Source organism: Breoghania corrubedonensis (assembly GCF_003053845.1).
In the GTDB taxonomy this organism is placed as follows: domain Bacteria; phylum Pseudomonadota; class Alphaproteobacteria; order Rhizobiales; family Stappiaceae; genus Breoghania; species Breoghania corrubedonensis.
Map to the genome: position 1 here is coordinate 1,171,886 of NZ_QAYG01000001.1, position 15,583 is coordinate 1,187,468.

Consider the following 15,583-nt stretch of genomic DNA (forward strand, 5'->3'; position numbering starts at 1 on the left):
CGGAAGGCCCTATGGATTGCCCGGACTTTGCCGGGCAATGACGATCGAGGGAGGGGAGAGGCGCGGTCACGGCCCGATGGGCAATGTCCCGACCTTACAACTCGCCCGAGAGATAGCGCCGGAGCACCGCTTCCACGCCGTCCGCCCACAGCGCGTTCAGTGCATGCGAAAAGCTCGTGCGGAAAGCCTCGTTGTTGGCGAGATCGCCGTAGACCGCTTCCTGATCGAGCCAGACATGGGGCTGTTCCTTCGCGTGGCGGGCGATGGGAACGAGGTTGTCCCAGTTGGGGTCGTTCGGCTCGATGATCTTTCCCGTCTCCGTCTCGCCAAAGCAGTAGCGGCACCACAGCGCCGATTCCAGTGCCAGGCCGGTGACGTCGGCACCCGCCTTCAGCCGGTCGGCGATGGTGGTGACGATGAATTTCGGCTGGCGGTTGGAACCGTCGAGGCAGAGCCTGCGCACCGTGTCGCCGATCTTGGGGTTGGCGAAGCGGCGCTTGATCTCGCCGAAATACCAGTCGAGATCGGTATCGGGCACCGGGGGGACGACGGGAATGATCTCCTCGCGCTCGATCTTTTCCAGGAAGGCGGAAATGAGCGGATGCTCCATCGCCTCGTGGACGAAGTGGATGTCGAGCAGCCCGGCCGGATAGGCGATCACCGCGTGGCCGCCGTTGAGAATGCGGATCTTCATGATCTCAAACGGCGTCACGTCGGGCACGAACTGCACGCCGACGGTTTCCAGCGCCGGGCGGCCAGCGGGGAAATTGTCCTCCAGCACCCATTGCCGGAAATCCTCGCAGAAGACCGGCCAGGCGTCCTCGATGCCGAAATCCGCCTTCAGGCTTTCCCGCTCCCGTGTCCCCGTGGCCGGGGTGATACGGTCGACCATGCCATTGGGAAAGGCGACCTCGCGCGCGATCCAGTCGCCGAATTCCTTGTCCCACAGCCGGGCGACACCTGCGACCGCATCGCGGGCGACCGCACCGTTGTGGGGGATGTTGTCACACGACATGACGGTGAAGGCCGGCGTGCCTTCCGCCTTGCGCCGCTTCAGACCCGCCGCGATCAGGCCGAACACCGTCTTCGGGCTGTCGGGCGCCTTGCCGTCTTCGATGATGGCGCGCTGGGAGGGATCGAACTGGCCCGAGGCATCGACGAAGTAGCCGCCCTCGGTCACCGTCAGCGAGACGATGCGGATGGCGGGATCGGCGAGCTTTTCGATGATCGCGCCGCTGTCGGCAACGGGCAGCATGCCGATCATCGGCCCCGTGACGCGCGCCTCGCTCTTTTCCGCCGACTGGTCGACCACGGTGGTCAGCCAGTCCTGACCTTCGAGCGCCGCCTTCATCGCGGCATCCCCCGGCATCACGCCGGCGCCAAGGATCGCCCAGTCGTGATCCTTCCCGGTCGCGAACAACGCATCGAGATAGACCGCCTGATGGGCACGGTGGAAATTGCCGATACCGAAATGCACGATGCCGGCGGAAAGCCCCTTTCGGTCGTAATCCGGCACGGGGACGGTTCTTGAGATGGCGCCGAGCGTGTCGGCGGAAAGCCTGATGGTCATTATCGTCCTTCTCGATCGAATTCGCCTCGCCTGGCGACTGCCGCGCCGTCCGTACCCCTCGGACGGCGGGTTTCTTCAGGCGGCCGTTCCTGTCTGGCGCGCTTCGCGTTTGTCGCCCTTCCTTCGAGACGCGGCCCGCGCCCGCCTCAGCTCATCCAGTTGCCGCCGTCCACATTGTAGGTCTGGGCGACGATATAATCCGCTTCCGCACTCGCCAGGAAAATTGCCATTCCTGTCAGGTCCTGCGCCCGCCCCATGCGGCCGAAGGGCACTTCGGCGCCAACGAGTTTCTTCTTCTCGCCGATCGGCCGGTTCTCGTATTTCGCGAAAAGCGCGTCGACCCCGTCCCAGTGCTCGCCGTCGACGACGCCCGGCGCGATCGCGTTCACGTTGATGCCGTGCCTGATGAGGTTGAGGCCGGCGGATTGAGTGAGGCTGATCACCGCCGCCTTGGTCGCGCAGTAGATGGCGACAAGCGCCTCGCCGCGCCGGCCGGCCTGGCTCGCCATGTTGATGATCTTGCCGCCCGTTCCTTGCGCGATCATCTGCTTGGCCACCGCCTGCATGGTGAACAGCGTTCCCGCCACGTTGACCGAAAACAGCCTGTCGTAGCTGGAGCGGGTGATCTCGACGATGGGAGCGAGATCGAACAGCGCTGCGTTATTGACGAGAATGTCGATACGCCCGTGCCGTTCGACGATCTCGGCCACGGCGGCGTCGATCGAGGCCTGGTCGGTCACGTCGAGACGGACGGCGGACGCATCGGCGCCGATCTCGCCGGCCGTGATTTCGGCTCCTTCGAGATTCACGTCGCCGATGACCACCTGCGCACCTTCGCCGACATAACTTTCCGCGAAGGCCCGGCCTATTCCGCGTGCCGCGCCGGTGATCAGCGCGATCTTGCCATCCAGTCTTTTCATTTTCGTTGTCCTAGCGAATGGCGAGGCCGCGCGCGTCGAAGCGGTGCATCTTGTCTTCCTGCGGAGTGAGGAAGACACGGCTGCCGTGGCGTACGGAAAACTCGCCGTCGACCCGGGCGGTCAGTGTGCCCAGATTTTCGGTCTGCACGTGAAGAAGGGTGTCGGAGCCCAGATGCTCGGCGACGGAGACAACGCCCGCCCACGATCCGGCATCGGTTGAGACGGCGATATGCTCGGGGCGGATGCCGACGGTCGTCGCCCGGTGCGCCTCGGCGGTTTCGCCCTCGATGAAGTTCATCTTCGGCGAGCCGATGAAGCCGGCGACGAAGAGATTGCGCGGCGCGTTGTAGAGATCGAGCGGCGAGCCCACCTGCTCGACGCGGCCCGCGTTCAGCACCACGATCTTGTCGGCCATGGTCATCGCCTCGACCTGATCGTGGGTGACATAGATCATCGTGGTCTTGAGGCTGTTGTGAAGCTCCGAGATCTCCAGCCGCATGTTGACGCGCAGCGCCGCATCGAGGTTCGACAGCGGTTCGTCGAAGAGGAAGGCGGAGGGCTCGCGCACGATGGCGCGGCCGATGGCGACGCGCTGGCGTTGGCCGCCGGAAAGCTGCCCCGGACGGCGGTCGAGATAGTCGGTGAGGTTCAGCACCTTCGCCGCGTTCTCCACCTTCTCCTCGATCACGGACTGCGGCAGCCCCGCCATTTTCAGTGGAAAGGCGATGTTCTTCTTCACCGACATGTGCGGGTAGAGCGCATAGGACTGGAACACCATCGCCAGTCCGCGCTTTGCCGGCGCCGTATGGGTCGCCGGTTCGCCATCGATGCGGATCTCGCCCGTCGTAACGTCCTCAAGACCCGCGATCAGGCGCAGCAGCGTGGACTTGCCGCAGCCCGAAGGCCCGACGAAGACCACGAACTCGCCGTCCTCGATCTGAAGATCGAGCGGCGGAATGACCTGGACATGGCCGAATGTCTTGGTGACCTGGTCGAGAACGATTTCTCCCACGTCCTCCTCCCCCTTGTATCTTGCCCGGTTATCGCGGGCCTATTTCACGGCGCCGAATGTCAGACCGCGCACGAGTTGTTTCTGGCTGAACCAGCCGAGTATCAGGATCGGTGCGATGGCCATGGTCGAGGCGGCGGAGAGCTTGGCGTAGAACAGGCCCTCCGGGCTTGAATAGCTGGCGATGAAAGCTGTCAGCGGCGCCGCTTTGGCGGCCGTCAGGTTGAGCGTCCAGAAGGCCTCGTTCCAGGCCAGGATGATGTTGAGCAGCAGCGTGGAGGCGATGCCGGGCACGGCCATCGGTGTGAGCACGTAGAGAAGTTCCGCCTTCAGCCCGGCCCCGTCCATGCGCGCGGCTTCCAGGATCTCGCCCGGAATCTCGCGGAAGTAGGTGAACAGCATCCAGATGATGATCGGCAGGTTGATCAGCATCAGGACGATGATCAGGCCGAGGAGCGAATCGAGCAGTCCGATATCGCGGAAGATCAGATAGATCGGAATGAGGACGCCGACGGGCGGAAGCATCTTGGTCGACAGCATCCACATCAGGATGTCCTTGGTCCGTTTGGCCGGAACGAAGGCCATGGACCAGGCCGCCGGAATGGCGATGATGAGGCCCAGCACGGTGGAGCCCAGAGAGATCACCACCGAATTGAGGAAGTGGCGGAAATAGTCGGAACGCGACTGGACTTCCGCATAGTTTTCGAGCGTCCAGTGGAAGTTGATGAAGGAGGGCGGCGAGGCGACCGCCTCGGCCTCGGTCTTGAAGCTCGTCAGCACCGTCCACAGGATCGGAAAGAAGATCAGGAGGCCGATCGCCCAGGCCAGGACGGTCACGACGGTCTTGCGGCGATTGGAACTCGCGCGGGCCATGGTCAGATGTCCAGGTTCTTGCCGATCATCCGCATCAGGAAGATCGCGACGATGTTGGCGAGGATGACGGCCACGATACCGCCGGCGGAACCGCCGCCCACGTCGAACTGCAGCAGCGACTGGGCATAGACGAGATAGGTGATGTTGGTGGTCGCGTAGCCCGGCCCGCCATTGGTGGTGACCAGAATTTCGGCGAAGACCGACAGCAGGAAGATGGTCTGGATCAGCACGACCACGGTGATGGCGCGCGCCAGATGCGGCAGGGTGATGTAGAAAAAGGTCGAGAACGGACTGGCCCCGTCCATCTCCGACGCCTCGAGCTGTTCGCGGTCGAGCGACTGCAATGCGGTCAGCAGGATCAGCGTGGCGAATGGCAGCCATTGCCAGGCGACCATGCCGATGATCGAGGCGAGCGGCGCCTGGGCGAGAAAGTCGAACGGCTGAAGCCCGAGCGCCTTGGCCATGTGCGCGAAGAGCCCGTTGACCGGGTTCATGAACATGTTCTTCCAAACGAGCGCGCCGACGGTCGGCATCACGAAGAACGGTGCGATCACCAGGATACGCACGATGCCCTGGCCCCACATTGGCTGGTCGAGCAGAATCGCCAGCAGAACGCCGCCGACGATGGTGATCGCGAGAACGCCGCCGACAAGAAGAAGCGTGTTGAAGAGCGCGGCGAAAAACGCCGGATCGGTGAGGAAATAGCTGTAATTGGCAAAGCCGATGAAGTCGTGGGTGCCGGGGATCAGCAGGTTGTAGTGCAGGAACGAGAAATAGATGGTCATCGACAGGGGGATGATCATCCAGCCCAGAAGCAGCAGCACGGCCGGCGAAAGCATCAGCCTTGCCGCGGCCCGCGAATGGGTTGTGGCCATGGTCGCACACTCCACCGATCAAACAAACGAGCGATCAAACGAACGGGCCCATCCGGCAGGACGCCTTTGAAATCCGGATCGAAGACCGCGAAAGGAAAAGGACGCGGACGCCGTCCGGCCAAAGCGTGGCCCGCAAGGACCCCGAGCAGGGGACGTCAATGCCCCATGCTAACACGGCCCCCATGCTAAAACACGGCTTTGCCGAAAGCGCCCGCGCAAGGAGGGCGGCTACTTGATGTAGCCGGCCTTGGTCATCTCCCGGCTCGTCAACGCCTGGGCTGCCTGCAACGCCTGATCGGCCGACATGTTGCCGGCAAGAGCGGCGGAGAAGAGCTGGCCGACGGCGGTGCCGATACCCTGGAACTCGGGGATCGAGACGAACTGTCCACCGGTATAGGGAACCTCCTGGACCGACGGCTTCTTCGTATCGACGGAGTTGATCGCATCGAGCGTCATCTTCGCGAACGGCGCGGCCTTCTGGTACTCCGGGTTCTCGTAGAGCGAGGTGCGCGTGCCCGGAGGCGAGGCAGCCCAGCCCTCGCTGGCGGCGACGAGCTCGGTATAGTGCCTGGAGGTCGCCCAGGCGACGAAGGCCTTGGCCGCGTCCGCCTTCTTGGTGGAGGCGGGGATGGCGAGGTTCCACGACCACAGCCAGTTGCCGTGATTGTCGACGCCGTCCTTGTTGGGGAACTGGGCGAAACCGACACTGTCGGCGACCGTGGAATCCTTGGCGTTGGTCACGAAGGAGGCGGCCACAGTGGCGTCGATCCACATGCCGCACTTGCCCTGCTGGAACAGCGCCAGGTTCTCGTTGAAACCGTTGGAGGACGCGCCCGGAGGCCCGTACGTCTTCATCATGTCGAGATAGTCGGTGAGCGTCGCCTTCCACTCAGGGCTGTCGAACTGGGGCTTCCAGTCCATGTCGAACCAGCGCGCGCCGTAGGAATTGGACATGGCGGTGAGGAAGGCCATGTTCTCGCCCCAGCCCGCCTTGCCGCGCAGGCAGATGCCGTAGACCTCGTTGTCCTTGTCGGTCATCGCCTTGGCCGCGGCCTTGATATCGGTCCAGGTAGGCTGGTCGGACATCTTGATGCCGGCCTTCTCGGCCAAGTCCGTGCGGTACATCAGCATGGCCGATTCACCGTAGAACGGCACGGCGTAGAGCTTGCCCTCGACCGAGAGGCCGCCGGCGATGGCGGGCAGCAGGTCGGCGCGGTCATAGCCTGCGGGAAGATCGTCAAGGGCCATCAGCCAGCCCTGCTTGCCCCAGATCGGCACTTCGTAGTTGCCGATCGTCATGACGTCGTACTGGCCGCCCTTGGTGGCGATGTCGGTGGTCACGCGCTGGCGCAGGACGTTTTCTTCCAGCGTCACCCATTCGAGCTGGATATCCGGATGATCCTTGGTGAAATCGTCGGTGAGCTTCTGCATGCGGATCATGTCGCCGTTGTTGACGGTGGCGATGGTGATGGTTTCCGCATGCGCAGCGAAGCCGAGTGCGCACGCACTGACCGCGCCACAGAGCCAAGCCCTGTAATTCATGGTTCCTCCCAATCTGCGGTCTGAAGCCGCATGGCTTATGAGCCGGGTCCGGCGGCCTGCCAACCTCCGCGGCAGACCGATCGATCAATCGTCAAACTATGCAGGAGCCCTCCGGTCTTGTCCATTATTAAATCACATTGATTTTATATTAGACCTTTTCAATGTGTGGAAGACACGGAGCGGGGAAAGACGCGCGGGGCGTCAGATGGATTGGCCGCCGAGAACCGCGCTGTGCTCCGTCCGCACGCACGCGGATGACGCGCCTGCGGGGTGCGGAAGCCCGCGCCGCACCTTGGCGATGGGCCGCGTGAGCAGCCTGCGCACCCGCCCCGCCGGCGGGCAATGGCGGTCCGGAGCAGGTCGAATCCCTGCGGCATTTCGCGATTTCACGCTACAGGGCGTGATGTCGCGCCCCTTGCGATCGCCGCCCGCCTTGCCCATCCCGCCGACGTTCGGGCAAGGCCGGACTATCGGGCGCGAACGCGGCGATGCGCGGCAGGTCCGCTCACACCACCACGGCCGCACCCGTATCCGCCGTGCCCACCGCCTCGCGGAAGGCGGCGAAGAGTTCGCGACCCAGGCCGTGCCCGTTGGCGGAAAGATCCGGTTTCGCCGGCGCGCGCGCCGCGAATTCGGCGACATCGACCAGCACCTCCAGCGTGCCGGACGTCGCATCGAGGCGGACGATATCGCCATCGCGCAGACGGGCGATCGGCCCGCCGTCGGCTGCCTCCGGGCTCACATGGATCGCCGCAGGCACCTTTCCGGACGCCCCCGACATGCGGCCATCGGTCACCAGCGCGACCTTGTGCCCACGGTCCTGGGTGACGCCCAGCGCGGGGGTGAGGGAATGCAGTTCCGGCATGCCGTTCGCCTTGGGGCCCTGAAAGCGCACCACGACGATCATGTCGCGGTCGAGTTCACCGGCCTTGAAGGCGGCTTTCACCTCCTCCTGATCGTGGAAGACGCGCACCGGCGCCTCCACAACGAGGCGTTCGGGCTTGACGGCGGAGGTCTTGATGACCCCCCGGCCGAGATTGCCGGAGAGCTGCTTCAACCCGCCATCTGCCTGGAAGGGATCGGATACGGGCCGCAGGATCGCGTCGTTGCCGCTCGCCGTCGGCCCGTCGCCCCACACGATCTCCTCGCCATCGAGCTTCGGCTCGCGGGTGTAACGGGCGAGCCCGTCGCCGGCCACCGTGCGCACATCCGCGTGCAGCAGTCCCTCGTCGAGCAGATCGCCGATCATGTAGGCAAGTCCGCCGGCGGCATGGAAATGGTTCACGTCCGCCAGACCGTTAGGATAGACGCGCGCCATCAGCGGGGTGACGGCGGAAATCTCCGCCATGTCCTGCCAGTCGAGATGGATACCGGCGGCGCGCGCCATGGCGACAAGGTGCAGCACAAGGTTGGTGGAGCCGCCCGTGGCGTTGAGCCCGACGAGGCCATTGACGAAGGCGCGCTCGTCGAGCACGTCGCAAACGGGCGTGAACTCATTGCCCTTGGCGGTGATCGCCAGCGCGCGTTTCGCGGCCGCCTTCGTCAGCGCGTCGCGCAAGGGGGTGTTGGGATTGATGAAGCTCGCGCCCGGCAGGTGCAGCCCCATGAATTCCATCAGCATCTGGTTGGAGTTGGCGGTGCCGTAGAATGTGCAGGTGCCGGGACCATGATAGCTCGCCATCTCCGCCTTAAGCAGTTCGTCGCGGCCGATCTCGCCCGCGGCAAAGCGCTGGCGCACCTTCGCCTTCTCGTCGTTGGGAAGGCCGGAGATCATGGGTCCGGCGGGCGCGAACACGGCCGGGATATGGCCGAAGGTCGCCGCCGCCATGACGAGGCCCGGCACGATCTTGTCGCACACGCCGAGGAAAATGGCCGCATCGAAGCAGTTGTGCGAAAGCGCGACACCCGCCGCAAGCGCGATCACGTCGCGCGAGAACAGCGACAGCTCCATGCCGGGCTGGCCTTGCGTGACGCCGTCGCACATGGCCGGCACGCCGCCGGCGACCTGCGCCGTGCCGCCTTCCGCGCGCGCCGCCGCCTTGATGAGATCGGGGAAGCGCTCGAAGGGCTGGTGCGCCGACAACATGTCGTTATAGGCGGTGACGATGCCGATATTGCCCGCCTCGCCTTTGGCGATCGCTTCCTTGTCGGGGCCGGACGCGGCGGTGACGTGGGCGAGGTTTCCGCAGGTCAGGTGGGCGCGGGCGGGGCCCGCCTCGGCGGCACGCCGGCAGCGCTCCAGATAGGTGGCGCGGCTTTGCCGCGAGCGCTCGCGAATGCGGTGTGTAACAGCCGTAATGGTCGGGTTCATGGGACCTCTCCCGAATTCCTGTTTGTCGCCTTACTCGGCGAAATGAACTGTGGCGCCCTCCAGCACGGCGCGGATCGGCGCCTGAAGCGGATCCGTCGCCGCGAGCGCGCGTTGCAGGGCTTCGCGCTTGGCGGTGCCGGTGATCAGGATGTGACGCTCGCCGGCGCCCCTCAACACGCGGGCGGACAGGGTGACGCGCGGTTCCGGCTGGTCGCCGGTGCGGATGGCGACCACCACCGGAGCGTCTTCGGCGAGCGCCTCATGCAAGCCCACGGAGCCTGGAAAGAGCGAGGCGGTGTGCATGTCCGCCCCCATGCCCAGAACGGCGATATCGAGCGGCAGCGCGGTCTGTTCCAGTCCGGCGGCGACAGCGGGCAGCGAGCCGGCCGGTTCCGCCGTGCCGCCGTACAGCGGCGAGAAGGTGGCGGCCGCCGCCGGCCCCGCGAACAGCGTCTCGGCCAGCAGCTTCTGGTTGGAACGCGGCTCCGTGGTCGGAACCCAGCGCTCGTCGGTCAGCGTGACGACGACCTTTTCCCAGTCAAGCCGCTCACGCCCGAGCCGTTCGAGCATCGCCCCCGGGGTGGTGCCGCCGGGAACGGCGATGCGCGCGATGCCGCGCTCGTCCACCAGGGTGCGCAGGCGCCGGGCGACAAGTCCCGCCACGCCTTCCGACAGCGCCTCGCGGGAGGGATACTCGATGATCTTCGGGCTCATTGGGCAAGCTCCCGCCAGCGACGGCCGTCGCGGTGCATCAGCATGAGCGCATCGTCGGGGCCGGCGGAACCGGGCTCGTAAAGCTCCGGCCGCTCGCCATCGACACGCGCGGTGATCGCATCCACCCAGGCCCAGGCCGCTTCCACTTCATCGCCGCGCATGAACAACGTCTGGTCGCCGCGAATGACATCCATCACCAGCCGCTCATAGGCGTCCGGCATGCGCATGTTGGAGGCGCCCAGCGTATCGGCGAAGGTCATGTCGAGGACAGCCGGGGCAAGCCGCATGCCGCCGGGGCCGGGCTCCTTGATGGTCATGCCGAGAGTAATGGCCTCGTCGGGCTGCAGGCGCAAGGCCAGCACGTTCTGCGCCGCGCGGCCGCTGGCGGCGGGAAAGATCGAATGGGGGGCCGACTTGAACACCACAGCCACTTCCGAGACCCGCGATTTCATTCGCTTTCCGGTGCGCAGATAGAAGGGCACCCCCGCCCAGCGCCAGTTCGCGACCTCGGCCTTCAGCGCGATGAAGGTCTCGGTGCGGCTTGTCGGCGCGTTCGCGTCCTCGACATAGGACGGCATGCCCGGCCCGGCGGCGTACTGACCACGAACCACGTCTTCCAGCCTGGTGAGGGGGGCAAGCGCGCGCAGAACTTTAAGCTTCTCGTCGCGCACCGCGTCCGGCTCGAACTGGGACGGCGGCTCCATGGCGACCAGACAGAGAAGCTGGAGCAGATGGTTCTGCACCATGTCGCGCATCGCGCCGATGCCGTCGTAATAGGGCCCGCGGCCTTCAACGCCGACCTTTTCGGCGACCGTGATTTGCACATGGTCGATGTGACGCGCGTTCCACAAGGGCTCGAAGAAGGCGTTGGCGAACCGCAGCGCCATCAGGTTCTGCACCGTCTCCTTGCCGAGATAATGATCGATGCGGAAAATCTGGTGTTCGCTGAAGTGGCCGGCGAAGACGCCGTTGAGCGCGGCGGCGGAGGCGAGATCGTGGCCCAGCGGCTTCTCGATCACGATGCGCGAATTCGCGTCCGTCAGCCCGGCCGCATGCACGCCTTCCGCGATGGGGCCGAAAAAGCGCGGGGCGACGGAAAGGTAGAACGCACGGGGACGATCTCCGCAGGCGGTGGGCAGCGCGTCCTTGAGACGCGACCAGCCGGCCTCCTCCATCACGTCGAGCGGCACGTAATCGATGGTCGCGAGGAACTTGCGGCGCATCTCGGCGTCGCGGGCGTCCTCGCCGCCGAATTCGTCGAGTGCGGCTTCGGCCATGCGACGGTAGCCCTCCGCATCCAGCTGCGCGCGCGCGACACCGACGATTCGCGCGTCTTCCGGCATCTGTCCGTCATGCATGCGGTGGTAAAGCGCCGGGATCAGCTTTCGCCGGGCGAGGTCGCCCGTGGCACCGAAGACAACAAGATCGAACGGATCCACGGGGACAACGCGTGCGACCATCAAGAATTCTCCTTGCAGCATTCGGCCAGTTCGGCTCGATGGGGCAGATCTGCCCCGCGGCGGGTACAGGTGACCGCCGCGGCTTCCACGGCGAAACAGATGATATTGGCGAGCCTGTCACTGTCGATCTCGTCAAGCGCGGCGCGGGTCGTCATACCACATTCGGCAAGACAGGCGATGAGGGCTGCCTGGAAACTGTCGCCCGCGCCGACGGTGTCAACCACCTGAACCCGTCGCGCCTCCACTTCGACCATGACACCGCAGCCGAATGCCTGCACGCCCGCACGCCCGCACGTGACGATCACCAGCCCCACACCGGCAGCCCGCCAGCGCGCCGCGATGCCGGCCGGACATTCGCCCGGGTAAAGCAGCTCGAGATCTTCCTCGCTCACCTTGACGACATCGGCGTGACGGGCAAAGGCATCGATGCGCTGTCGCCACAATTCGCGGTCGCTCTCGACGTTCAGACGCACGTTCGGATCGAGCGTGATCAGCCGACGTCCCGCCTCGCGTTGCGCGAGGGTGAGAAACGCGGAGCCGACAGGTTCGACCACCAGCGAGTAGGAACCGAAATGGATGCCCCACACGCTGTCATCGAGCGCGGGAAGGTTTTCGCGCGACAGGGCGCGGTCGGCAGCGCCTGTACCGTAGAAGGTATAGGCGGGGCTGCCGTTGGCGGCGAGATCGACCAGGCTCAGCGTTGTCGGGCACCGGAAGAGCGTCAGGTAACCGGTATCCACCTGTTCGCGCTCCAGCGCCGCGATCAGCCGCGTGCCCAGCGGGTCGGTCGACAGACCGCTCAGAAAGGCCGTGTCCTGGCCAAGGCGCGACAGGCCCGTCGCCACATTGAAGGGAGACCCGCCGACGCGCGCGTCGAAGGTCAAGGCGGGGCCGTCCTCGTTGGCGAAGAGGTCCCAGAGCGCTTCACCGCAAACCAGAAACATTCGTTCTTTGCCGCGACACCGTTGGCGCCGCGTCCCTGCATCCGTGATAATGGACATGGCACCACCGTCCCTTGATCCACGGGATGGATGATGCCTGTTCGCCGAGGGCGGGAGATGGGGCAATCCCAGCACCGCCTGCTTGGTGGCCAACGCAATCGCCGACCGCTACAACAGGCTCATCCTTGCCGAGATTTGTTCTTCCGCCGCCATTGCACCCGAAGGGCCGCCTGAAACAGGCCGGGTCCGGGCACCTTGCCGTCAGCCGGCCGAAATACCGGATCCGGCGACGTGGCGGCACCGCGTTGCGAGACTGCGCGGCGGGATCTCCTCTATTGGCGCTACATCCGCCACAGCGGCCGCGGATTGTCAATAAATAAATCACTTTGATTTTGATATTAGTTCCCGGGTAGCATCCAGCCTCCCGCGACCGAGAACGATGGAGGGCCTTGATGCGAGGCGGTGATACCACGGGTCTGCGCGCCTACAACGAACGGCTGATCATGAACGCCCTGCGCCGGGCGGGCGCGCTCTCACGCGCCGAAATCGCCCGGGAAACAGGGCTTTCGGGACAGGCGGCGTCGGTCATCGTCAGCCGTCTCATCGAGGCGGGGCTCGTCGTCAAGCGGGAGAAAGTGCGCGGCCATGTCGGCCAGCCCTCGACGCCGATCGCGCCGAATCCGGCCGGAGCCTATTCTCTCGGCGTGAAGATCGGACGTCATTCGGTGGAGGCCTTGCTGGTCAATCTGACCGGCGACGTCATCGGAAGCTGCCGCGAGCGCTTCCCCGCGCCTCTCCCCGACCGCACGATCGCGACCGTGATCACCCAGGTCCGGGACCTGCTTGGCCTCCTCGACGAGGAGGCGCGCCGGCGCGTGATCGGCGTCGGCATCGCCATGCCGGGCGAGATCGAGGCCTGGGCGACAGAACTCGACCTGGCGCCGGGCTCTCTCGACGGCTGGCGCACCGCGGATGTCCCGGGTGCGCTCTCGGCCGCGACAGGTCTCGAGGCCTCGCTCTACAACGACGCCACGGCGGCCTGCGCGGCGGAGATGATCGCCGGAACGTCGATCACCACGCGCAGCGCGCTCTATGTCTATATGGGCACCTTCATCGGCGGCGGCGTCGTGCTCGACGGCAAGCTCTATGTGGGCGAACAGGCCAATGCCGGGGCGATCGGTTCCATGCCCACGGGCAGGGCGCAGGGGCGCAGGCGCGCGGGACAGCTCATCCACTGCGCCTCGGTGCTCCAGCTCGAACGCGCCCTTGAGGCGGCCGGCTTCAACAGCCAGGAAGTTCTCTTTACGGGAAACACGACGCCGGAAATCGAGGCGGTCTTCGCGCGCTGGATGGAGGGGACTTTGCCGGAATTCGCGCGCGCCGTGGTCGCCGCGCTGTCGATCATCGACTTTGAAGCGGTGGTGGTCGACGGATTGCTGCCGCCGGCCTGGCGCAACCGGCTGACGGCCGGCCTTGAGGAATCGCTGGCGGATTTCAACCTGTCCGGCCTGTCGTCGACACTGGTCACGGCGGGAAGCATCGGCCCGATGGCCCGCGTGCTGGGCGCCGCCATGCTGCCGCTGGAGGCGCGTTTTTCCCCCGATACCGACCTGCTGGTACGCTCCAGCCAGCGGCCTGCACTCGAACCGCGCGAGGCGGTGCGAAAGGCCGGCTGAACCGGTTGCCCCCCGGGGGGAGGGGAATTCGCGCGTTCCGCTCATGCCCCGCCCGATGCCGGGGGCGCGCTATGTGTCGGCTCTGCGCGTCAGCTCTCCGTGGCGCCGATTGAGAAAACCCGCCTGGGCTGCAGTTCGCCACGCGCCGCCGTGCAGATGGCGACCAGACGGCCCTGGCAGGTGACGTAGACCTCGCCGCCCAGCACCGGCGCGTCGCGCCCACGCACGATCACGCTCTGGCCACGGCGCAGGCGCGCCTCGTCGTTGCGATTGACCGGCACTTCCATGAGGGCTTCTTCAAGCGCCGTCTCCACCGGCATAAGCTCCGCCTGCGCGGCCTCCACGGGCGTTTCCGCCTCTTGCACGGCTTCCGCCAGTTCCTCGAGCGTCACCATGTCGTCTTCGCCAAAGGGGCCGACAAGGAGGCGGCGCAGTTCGACCACGTGGCCACGGGTGCCGAGACGGCGGCCCATGTCGCGCGCAAGCGCACGGACGTAGGTTCCCTTGCCGCATTCCGTTTCGAAGATGGCGGTGTCGTCATCGGGCTGATCGGCCAGATCGAGCCTGTGGACCTCGATCTCGCGCGATTTCATCTCCACGTCCTGCCCCTCGCGGGCCAGATCGTAGGCGCGTTCGCCGGCGATCTTGATGGCGGAGAATTTCGGCGGCACCTGTTCGATCGTGCCGGTGAACTCCGGCAGGATCTCGCGGATCTCGTCGCCCGAGGGGCGGACCGGCGAGGTTTCGATCACCTCGCCCTCGGTGTCGTCGGTATTGGTTTCCTCGCCCCAGCGCACGGCGAAACGATAGACCTTGCGACCGTCCATGACGTAGGGCACCGTCTTCGTCGCCTCGCCGAAGGCGATCGGCAGACAGCCGGACGCCGCCGGATCGAGCGTACCCGCGTGCCCCACCTTCTTTGGATGGAACAGACGCTTCAGCCGTGACAGCGCGTCGTTGGAGGTGAGGCCGACCGGCTTGTCGAGGACGAGCCAGCCATCGATATCGAATTTGGGGTGCTTCGTCTGCTGACGCTTCATGGAGTGTCGTTCGTTAGGGCGGTCGAGCCGCCGAAGGTTTCTTCCGGATAATGATGCCTGGCTCGTTGTCATTCCCGCCAGAGCGGGGACCCGGCAACCACGGAAGGCACAGCAATTCCGTGGGCTTGGTCCCTTGAGCCGCATACCATCCCCGCCCTTGCGGGGATGACAATCGTGGATGAGGCGGCACCGGAGAAAAGGCCGCCGGCCTTGCGCGTGCCGGAGCGCCTAGTTCTCCGCGCCGTCCTCGTCGTCGTCGTCGTCGAGATCGCGCGCCACTTCCGGGCGATGCAGCAGCTGGGTGATGCGGTCGTCGTCGTCGAAACGGGTGTCGAGGCGGAAATGCAGGTCGGGCATGTACTTCATGGTCATGCGCCGCGCCACCTGGCCGCGCAGATATTTGCGATGCCGGCCGAGCGCGTCGACCACCTTGTCGGCATCCACGCCGCCAAGCGGCATGACAAGCACGGTGGCGTGCTTGAGGTCGGGCGCGACGCGCACCTCCGGCACGGTGATGACGTGGGTCTCGAGCACCGGATCGCGCACGTCGCCGCGCGAAAGGATGTCGGAAAGTTCCTTGCGCAGCAATTCGCCGACGCGAAGCTGGCGCTGCGAGGGCATGCCCTGCGCCTCGTCCTTGAAGCGGCTCATG

13 protein-coding genes are annotated in these 15,583 nt (G+C 65.6%); 1 reads left to right on the plus strand and 12 read right to left on the minus strand.

The window, feature by feature from the left end; all coding sequences use genetic code 11:
• Nucleotides 1-94: 94 nt before the first annotated feature.
• The 10 genes from C8N35_RS05125 to C8N35_RS05170 form a co-directional block, all read right to left on the minus strand.
• Entirely contained in the window at nt 95-1,570 is a 1,476-nt protein-coding gene (locus tag C8N35_RS05125; protein WP_107988482.1) for a mannitol dehydrogenase family protein, read from the minus strand.
• Nucleotides 1,571-1,716: 146 nt separating this feature from the next.
• Complete coding sequence (locus tag C8N35_RS05130; RefSeq protein ID WP_107988483.1) at nt 1,717-2,490, minus strand: L-iditol 2-dehydrogenase; 774 nt, start codon at nt 2,488-2,490, stop codon at nt 1,717-1,719.
• A 10-nt stretch (nt 2,491-2,500) separates the two neighbouring features.
• The gene (locus tag C8N35_RS05135; RefSeq protein ID WP_107988484.1) at nt 2,501-3,502 is read right to left on the minus strand and encodes an ABC transporter ATP-binding protein; all 1,002 of its coding nucleotides are present in this window, start codon (nt 3,500-3,502) and stop codon (nt 2,501-2,503) included.
• A 39-nt stretch (nt 3,503-3,541) separates the two neighbouring features.
• Nucleotides 3,542-4,372: a carbohydrate ABC transporter permease gene (locus C8N35_RS05140; RefSeq protein ID WP_107988485.1), complete on the minus strand. Its 831-nt coding sequence runs from the start codon at nt 4,370-4,372 to the stop codon at nt 3,542-3,544.
• A gap of 2 nt (nt 4,373-4,374) precedes the next feature.
• Entirely contained in the window at nt 4,375-5,247 is an 873-nt protein-coding gene (locus C8N35_RS05145; protein ID WP_107988486.1) for a carbohydrate ABC transporter permease, read from the minus strand.
• A 228-nt stretch (nt 5,248-5,475) separates the two neighbouring features.
• Nucleotides 5,476-6,789 (minus strand): ABC transporter substrate-binding protein, encoded by a 1,314-nt coding sequence (locus C8N35_RS05150; RefSeq protein ID WP_107988487.1) that lies wholly within the window; start codon nt 6,787-6,789, stop codon nt 5,476-5,478.
• Between the two features lie 505 nt (nt 6,790-7,294).
• On the minus strand, nt 7,295-9,100 hold the full coding sequence (edd, locus tag C8N35_RS05155; protein ID WP_107988488.1) for a phosphogluconate dehydratase: 1,806 nt from the start codon (nt 9,098-9,100) through the stop codon (nt 7,295-7,297).
• Nucleotides 9,101-9,130: 30 nt separating this feature from the next.
• A complete protein-coding gene (gene pgl, locus C8N35_RS05160) occupies nt 9,131-9,814 on the minus strand; it encodes a 6-phosphogluconolactonase (protein WP_107988489.1) in 684 nt (227 codons plus the stop codon).
• The gene (gene zwf / locus C8N35_RS05165; protein ID WP_107988490.1) at nt 9,811-11,274 is read right to left on the minus strand and encodes a glucose-6-phosphate dehydrogenase; all 1,464 of its coding nucleotides are present in this window, start codon (nt 11,272-11,274) and stop codon (nt 9,811-9,813) included. The genes pgl and zwf overlap by 4 nt, the downstream gene beginning before the upstream one ends.
• Nucleotides 11,274-12,218, minus strand: coding sequence for a carbohydrate kinase family protein (locus tag C8N35_RS05170; protein WP_107988491.1), 945 nt, complete (start codon nt 12,216-12,218; stop codon nt 11,274-11,276). The genes zwf and C8N35_RS05170 overlap by 1 nt, the downstream gene beginning before the upstream one ends.
• Nucleotides 12,219-12,667: 449 nt before the next feature.
• Between C8N35_RS05170 and C8N35_RS05175 the strand changes: the two genes are divergently transcribed.
• Nucleotides 12,668-13,891 carry an ROK family transcriptional regulator gene (locus tag C8N35_RS05175; protein ID WP_107988492.1) on the plus strand — a complete coding sequence of 408 codons (1,224 nt, stop codon included), beginning with the start codon at nt 12,668-12,670 and terminating at the stop codon, nt 13,889-13,891.
• A gap of 89 nt (nt 13,892-13,980) precedes the next feature.
• Here the strand turns inward: C8N35_RS05175 and truB are convergent, their stop codons facing one another.
• Both truB and rbfA read right to left on the minus strand, forming a co-directional pair.
• The gene (gene truB, locus C8N35_RS05180) at nt 13,981-14,931 is read right to left on the minus strand and encodes a tRNA pseudouridine(55) synthase TruB (RefSeq protein ID WP_107988493.1); all 951 of its coding nucleotides are present in this window, start codon (nt 14,929-14,931) and stop codon (nt 13,981-13,983) included.
• Nucleotides 14,932-15,159: 228 nt separating this feature from the next.
• On the minus strand, nt 15,160-15,582 hold the full coding sequence (rbfA, locus tag C8N35_RS05185) for a 30S ribosome-binding factor RbfA (protein WP_107988494.1): 423 nt from the start codon (nt 15,580-15,582) through the stop codon (nt 15,160-15,162).
• Nucleotide 15,583: the final 1 nt, after the last annotated feature.

Excerpts from the sequence above, each read along its gene's own strand:
- C8N35_RS05150 (WP_107988487.1), bottom strand. The coding sequence starts at position 6,789 with ATGAATTACAGGGCTTGGCTCTGTGGCGCGGTCAGTGCGTGCGCACTC.
- rbfA (WP_107988494.1), bottom strand. The coding sequence starts at position 15,582 with ATGAGCCGCTTCAAGGACGAGGCGCAGGGCATGCCCTCGCAGCGCCAG.
- zwf (WP_107988490.1), bottom strand. The coding sequence starts at position 11,274 with ATGGTCGCACGCGTTGTCCCCGTGGATCCGTTCGATCTTGTTGTCTTC.
- edd (WP_107988488.1), bottom strand. The coding sequence starts at position 9,100 with ATGAACCCGACCATTACGGCTGTTACACACCGCATTCGCGAGCGCTCG.
- C8N35_RS05170 (WP_107988491.1), bottom strand. The coding sequence starts at position 12,218 with ATGTTTCTGGTTTGCGGTGAAGCGCTCTGGGACCTCTTCGCCAACGAG.
- C8N35_RS05130 (WP_107988483.1), bottom strand. The coding sequence starts at position 2,490 with ATGAAAAGACTGGATGGCAAGATCGCGCTGATCACCGGCGCGGCACGC.
- C8N35_RS05145 (WP_107988486.1), bottom strand. The coding sequence starts at position 5,247 with ATGGCCACAACCCATTCGCGGGCCGCGGCAAGGCTGATGCTTTCGCCG.
- C8N35_RS05140 (WP_107988485.1), bottom strand. The coding sequence starts at position 4,372 with ATGGCCCGCGCGAGTTCCAATCGCCGCAAGACCGTCGTGACCGTCCTG.
- C8N35_RS05125 (WP_107988482.1), bottom strand. The coding sequence starts at position 1,570 with ATGACCATCAGGCTTTCCGCCGACACGCTCGGCGCCATCTCAAGAACC.
- pgl (WP_107988489.1), bottom strand. The coding sequence starts at position 9,814 with ATGAGCCCGAAGATCATCGAGTATCCCTCCCGCGAGGCGCTGTCGGAA.
- truB (WP_107988493.1), bottom strand. The coding sequence starts at position 14,931 with ATGAAGCGTCAGCAGACGAAGCACCCCAAATTCGATATCGATGGCTGG.
- C8N35_RS05175 (WP_107988492.1), top strand. The coding sequence starts at position 12,668 with ATGCGAGGCGGTGATACCACGGGTCTGCGCGCCTACAACGAACGGCTG.